Origin of the sequence: Thalassovita aquimarina (assembly GCF_018219815.1) — a bacterium.
GTDB classification, from domain to species: domain Bacteria; phylum Pseudomonadota; class Alphaproteobacteria; order Rhodobacterales; family Rhodobacteraceae; genus Thalassobius; species Thalassobius aquimarinus.
Window position 1 is genome coordinate 1 of record NZ_JADMKU010000043.1, and the last position, 5515, is coordinate 5515.

Genomic DNA, 5515 nt, shown 5'->3' on the forward strand with positions numbered 1-5515 from the left:
AACCGCCGCGCTACCTGCGCCCCGGCGACGTCATGGAAGTGGAAATCGAAGGGCTGGGCAGCCAGCGCCAGGAAACCGTCGCGGCGGACTGAGCGGCGCGTATCAGAGGACGACCAATGCAATCGAAATCAATTCTCGTGATCGGGCTGGGCTCGATGGGCTTCGGCATGGCGGGCTCTCTGCTGCGGGCCGGGCACAAAGTCTATGGCGCCGACATCGACGCGCAGAAGGTGCGCGATCTTGGCGCCAAGGGCGGGCTGTCCGTCGAAGACCTGGGCGATGCACGGGTGGATATCCTTGTCTCGGTCGTTCTCAACGCGGCACAGACCGAAACGGTGCTGTTCGGCGCACCGGATTACGCCGCACGGCTGGCGGAAGGCGGGGTGATCCTGTCCTGCGCCACCGTGCCCCCCGCCTTCGCCTGCGACATGGAGGCAAAGGCACAGGCCAAGGGGCTGCTCTACCTCGACGCTCCGATCTCGGGCGGGGCAATCAAGGCCGCAGCGGGGCAACTGTCGATCATGGCGTCGGGCAGCGAAGCGGCTTTCGAGGCCGCCGCCCCCGCGCTGGAGGCGATGGCCGAAACGGTGCATCGTCTGGGCGATGCGGCGGGGCCGGGTTCGGCGATGAAGGCCACCAACCAGTTGCTGGCCGGCGTGCATATCGCCGCGATGGGCGAAGCGCTGGCCTTCGGCCTGACCCAGGGCCTGACGGTCGACCGGATCATCGAGGTGATTTCCCAGTCGGCGGGCACGTCGTGGATGTTCGAAAACCGCGCCCCGCATGTGCGCGACGCCGATTATACCCCGCGTTCGGCGATCAATATCTGGCCCAAGGACCTTGGCATCGTGTCGGAAATCGCGGACAGCGCCGATCTGGACGTACCGATCACTGCCGCCGCGCTTGAACTCTATCGCCGCGCTGCCGAGGCCGGGCTGGGCCTGCAAGACGACGCCGCGATCACCAAGATCTATGCCGCGCAGGCGGGGCTCAAACTGCCGGGGGATGCTTGATGCTACTGGGCTGTATCGGTGACGATTTCACCGGGTCGAGCGACCTTGGCAACACCCTGACCAAATCGGGAATGCGCACGGTGCAATATGTCGGCGTGCCCGACATTCCTGCCCTACCCGATGTCGAAGCCGGCGTTGTCGCGCTCAAGTCGCGCTCGATCCCCGCCCGCGATGCCATCGACCTGTCGCTGAAGGCGCTGGACTGGCTGCTGGCGCAGGGATGTGAACAGATCCTGTTCAAATACTGCTCGACCTTCGACAGTACGCCCGCAGGCAATATCGGCCCGGTGGCCGAAGCGCTGGCCGATGCTTTGAGCGCGCGCAAAGTGCTGGTCTGTCCCGCCTTCCCCGCGACGGGGCGGACGATCTATCAGGGTCACCTGTTCGTCGGCGACCGGCTGCTGAGCGAAAGCGGGATGGAAAACCACCCGCTGACCCCGATGACCGATCCCGACCTGCGGCGCTGGCTGGCGCGGCAGACGAAGGGAACCGTAGGGCATCTGCCCGCCAGCGCGATCTGGGGCGGTGCCGATTCCGCCGACGCTCGGCTGACAGAAGAAGATGGCAAGGGGCACCGCCTGATCGTGGCCGACGCGGTGCGCGACGACGATCTTCTGGTACTGGGACGGATCGCGGACGGGCTGCCGCTGATCACCGGCGGGTCGGGCATCGCCCTGGGCCTACCGGAAAATTTCCGCGCCCGCGGATTGCTGGCGGGCAATGCCAGTGACTGGCGCGGCCAGACCGGCAAGGTGGCGGCGCTGTCGGGATCCTGCTCCAATGCGACGCGGGCGCAGGTGGCGCTGCACCGCGAAACCAACCCGGCCCGCGAAGTCACCGCCGAGGCGGTGATGGCTGGCGCGGTCAATGCGGCGGAGTTAGCCGATTGGGCGCTGGCACAGGACGGTATCCCGCTGATCTATTCCTCGGCCGACCCGGACGTGGTGCGTGCGGCACAGGACAAGTTCGGCACCGACGCCGTGGCGGGACGACTGGAGGCGCTTTTTGCCGACACCGCCAGCGCGCTTGTTGCGGGTGGAGTCACGAGGCTGATCAGCGCTGGCGGCGAAACCTCAGGCGCGGTGGTCGAAGCGCTGGCCCCCGACGCGATGCAGATCGGCCCTGAAATCGATCCCGGCGTACCGGCCATGCGGGCGGGCGAAAACCTTGTCCTGGCGCTGAAATCGGGCAATTTTGGTGCCGAGGACTTCTTTTCCAAGGCCGCCTGGCGGCTGGAGGCCGACGCATGACGAACGACAGCAAACTTCGCGAGGACATTTGTTTCTGGGCTCGCTCGATGTTCGACCGCGGCCTGACCGGCGGCGCGTCGGGCAACATATCGGCCCGTACCGAAGACGGCGGGCTGCTGGTCACGCCCACCGGCAGCAGCTTCGGCAGGCTTGATCCGGCCCGGCTGAGCCGGTTCGACGCGCAGGGACGGCATGTGGACGGCGACAAGCCGACCAAGGAAATGCCTCTGCATTCGGCCTTTTACGAAACGCGCAAAAGCGCAGGCGCGGTGGTGCATCTGCATTCGACCCATTCGGTGGCCGTGTCGATGCTGCCCGAAACCGATCCGGACAACATGCTGCGTCCGCTCACCGCCTATTCGATCATGCGGCTGGGCAAGGTGAAGCTGCTGCCCTACTTCCGCCCCGGCGATGCGGCGATGGGCGACGCTGTGCGCGGGCTGGCCGGGAAACGTTCTGCAGTGGTGCTGGCCAATCATGGCCCGGTCGTGGCGAGCAAGAACCTGGAAGCGGCGATCTTTGCCATCGAGGAACTGGAAGAAACCGCGAAACTGACCCTGCTGTTGCGCGGCAGCGACGCGGTGGAACTGACCGACGCGCAGATCGCCGACGTGGTAAAGACCTTCGAGGTGGACTGGGATTAAGGTGCGCCGCGGCGGGCCGATACAGCCCGCCGCAGCCTTTTTCGTCAGACTTCTAGGATCGTCGCGCCGGTGGTCTGGCGCGCTTCCAGCGCCCGGTGCGCGTCGGCAACCCGGTCAAGCGGGAACCGCTGATCGATGTGGATCTTGACCGCCCCCGACGTCACCTTTTCGAACAGGTCCTGCGCCATCTGCTGGCAGGTGGCGTGATCGGCGATATGGGTGAACAGCGTCGGTCGCGTCAGCTTGATCGATCCTTTCGCTGCCAGCATGCCGACATCGACCGGCGGCACCTTGCCCGAGGCATTGCCAAAGGTGATCATCATGCCGAAGGGCTTGAGACAGTTGGTCGAGCCCTCGAACGTGTCTTTGCCAATCGAATCCATCACCACGTCGACGCCCGCGCCGCCGGTGATCTCCTTCACCTTCTCCTCGAAATTCTCGGTCCGGTAGTTAATCACATGGGTGGCGCCGTTTTCCTTGGCCAGTGCGCATTTCTCGTCGGTCCCTGCGGTTCCGATCAGGGTTATCCCTTCGGAGCGCGCCCATTGGCAGGCGATCAGGCCGACGCCACCCGCCGCCGCGTGGAACAGAACCGTGTCACCCTTGGCGATCGGCGTGGTGCGGCGGAACAGGTACTGGACGGTCAGCCCCTTCAGCATCATTGCCGCGCCTTCCTCGAACGAGATGCCATCGGGCAGCGGGCAGACCTGCGCGGCGGGCATCACCCGCGCCTCGCAATAAGACCCCGGTGGCATCGAGGCATAGGCGGCGCGGTCGCCGGGCTTGAGATGGGTCACCCCCTCGCCCACCGCCTCGACCACGCCGGCGGCTTCCATGCCCAGGGGCGTGGGCAGTTGCAGCGGGTAAAGGCCGGTGCGCTGGTAGACGTCGATGAAGTTCAGGCCGCAGGCCTTGTGGCGGATGCGGATCTCGCCCGGACCCGGCTCGCCGACCTCGCGTTCGGCCAACTTCATCACCTCGGGTCCGCCGAATTCCTCAATAATGACTGTCTTCACACTGGTCTGGCTCATCTCGTCGCCTTTCTATTGTTTCTGTCTTGCCGGCGATGCCAGCTGTTGCGCGGCATAGCGCGCTTCTGCTGCCTTCATGTCTGTTTGAACTGGCTTTTCACAGCGATTGTAACTTACTAATGATAAAATGGTATACCATTTTCAATCACCCCTATGGCCACTTAGGAGAAGACCATGCCCGACCCGATCCGGCTTGAAAACCGCAAACTGACCGAAGCGCAGAAGGAACAATACTGGCGCGACGGGTTCCTGTTTCCGCTGCAGGTCTTTCCCAAAACCGAGGCCGCCGCTCTGCGCGCCGAACTGGAAGGGATCGAACGTGACTGGCGCGGGGCCGACCTGCCCCACCCGCTGCTGCAATACAAGCGGATCAATTCGAATTGCGTGATACCGCTGGCCGCGCGCATGGCGATGGATCCGCGCGTGCTGGACGCGGTCGAGGGCGTGCTTGGCCCCGACCTTCTGATCTGGTCGGCGGAATTCTTCATCAAGGAACCCCACACCACCCATATCGTCGGCACCCATCAGGACCTGACCTATTGGGGGATGGGCGAAACCTCGGACCAGGTGACCGCCTGGATCGCGCTGTCGCCCGCCACGGTGGAAAGCGGCTGCATGGATTTCGTCGCGGGCAGCCACAAGAACCCGATCCTGCCGCATGTCGACACGTTTTCGGAAAACAACCTGCTGTCGCGCGGGCAGGAAATCGCGGTCGAGGTCGCCGATGAGGACAAGACCCATATCGTGCTGCAGCCGGGCCAGATGTCGCTGCATCACGGGCTGACCATTCACGGATCGGGGCCGAACAGTTCCGACGACCGCCGCATCGGCTTCGCGATCCGCTATCTCAACCCGAACGCGCGGCAGCATCAGGCCAAGCGCGACTACGCGATGCTGGCCCGCGGCGTCGACCGAACCGGAAATTTCCTGCATTTCGCCCCGCCAACCGAGCTCTTTTCGCCCGAAAGCCTGACGCTTTTCGATGAAATCCGCGCAGCGCGGGCCGAGGCGCTTACGGAAGGAGCAGACAAGACGGTCGGTCTTTATTCCGGCAGCAGCAAGGACTGAACTCCTGGCAGCTTGTCGGAACGAAGGCTCGTCAGGTTCTGCGCCGTCGGACCTCTTTACCGGAACCTCTCCGCAACCTGACGAAGCACGGCTTCAACAGCGGATTGCTCCGAGTTCGATCGCACCTTCGGTGCCGACAGGGATTGATACGTCGGGCAATAGCGTTGGGCCTCGGCGCCAGCCTTTGGGATAACGTCCCCTCGGCTCCAATCGCCGCAATGCTTTCATCCCTGAAACGAAGCAATACCCGCCCCATATCCCCCTGTCGGGTCAGCCGCCCAGCCAAGCATTTGGGCCTTGGATTTACACTTTATTATAAACTCCAACAATATCCTATTCAACTTATGGGATAAAATTGACAACTAATCAGCCGATAGTTCTATGACCTAATTTTCAACCTGAATCGCCACGAAATGGCATGGACAAGTTTTGCCTAGGGTCAGGACTCATAGCCAATAGATGACGGTTGCAGCGAGCGCGATTGCGGAGAGGAAGACCTTCGGGCACCT

Annotated in this window: 5 protein-coding genes; 4 read left to right on the forward strand and 1 reads right to left on the reverse strand. The window is 63.6% G+C overall.

What is annotated here, in order from left to right; all coding sequences use genetic code 11:
* Nucleotides 1–116 precede the first annotated feature (116 nt).
* Genes ltnD through otnC form a run of 3 tightly spaced genes read left to right on the forward strand, consistent with a single transcriptional unit; the run spans nt 117 to nt 2907 of the window.
* Nucleotides 117–1013 carry an L-threonate dehydrogenase gene (ltnD, locus tag IT775_RS20960; protein ID WP_212703198.1) on the forward strand — a complete coding sequence of 299 codons (897 nt, stop codon included), beginning with the start codon at nt 117–119 and terminating at the stop codon, nt 1011–1013.
* On the forward strand, nt 1013–2263 hold the full coding sequence (gene otnK, locus IT775_RS20965; RefSeq protein WP_212703199.1) for a 3-oxo-tetronate kinase: 1251 nt from the start codon (nt 1013–1015) through the stop codon (nt 2261–2263). The genes ltnD and otnK overlap by 1 nt, the downstream gene beginning before the upstream one ends.
* Complete coding sequence (otnC, locus tag IT775_RS20970) at nt 2260–2907, forward strand: 3-oxo-tetronate 4-phosphate decarboxylase (protein ID WP_212703200.1); 648 nt, start codon at nt 2260–2262, stop codon at nt 2905–2907. Before otnK ends, otnC begins: the two co-directional genes overlap by 4 nt.
* Before the next feature lie 44 nt (nt 2908–2951).
* Here the strand turns inward: otnC and IT775_RS20975 are convergent, their stop codons facing one another.
* Entirely contained in the window at nt 2952–3938 is a 987-nt protein-coding gene (locus tag IT775_RS20975) for a quinone oxidoreductase family protein (protein WP_212703201.1), read from the reverse strand.
* 174 nt (nt 3939–4112) lie between these two features.
* Here IT775_RS20975 and IT775_RS20980 point away from each other — a divergent pair, with 174 nt between their 5' ends.
* Nucleotides 4113–5006, forward strand: coding sequence for a phytanoyl-CoA dioxygenase family protein (locus IT775_RS20980; protein WP_212703202.1), 894 nt, complete (start codon nt 4113–4115; stop codon nt 5004–5006).
* Nucleotides 5007–5515 lie beyond the last annotated feature (509 nt).

What these genes read in the sequence shown, in the direction of transcription:
- otnC (WP_212703200.1), top strand. Translation starts at nt 2,260, where the DNA reads ATGACGAACGACAGCAAACTTCGCGAGGACATTTGTTTCTGGGCTCGC.
- IT775_RS20980 (WP_212703202.1), top strand. Translation starts at nt 4,113, where the DNA reads ATGCCCGACCCGATCCGGCTTGAAAACCGCAAACTGACCGAAGCGCAG.
- ltnD (WP_212703198.1), top strand. Translation starts at nt 117, where the DNA reads ATGCAATCGAAATCAATTCTCGTGATCGGGCTGGGCTCGATGGGCTTC.
- IT775_RS20975 (WP_212703201.1), bottom strand. Translation starts at nt 3,938, where the DNA reads ATGAGCCAGACCAGTGTGAAGACAGTCATTATTGAGGAATTCGGCGGA.
- otnK (WP_212703199.1), top strand. Translation starts at nt 1,013, where the DNA reads ATGCTACTGGGCTGTATCGGTGACGATTTCACCGGGTCGAGCGACCTT.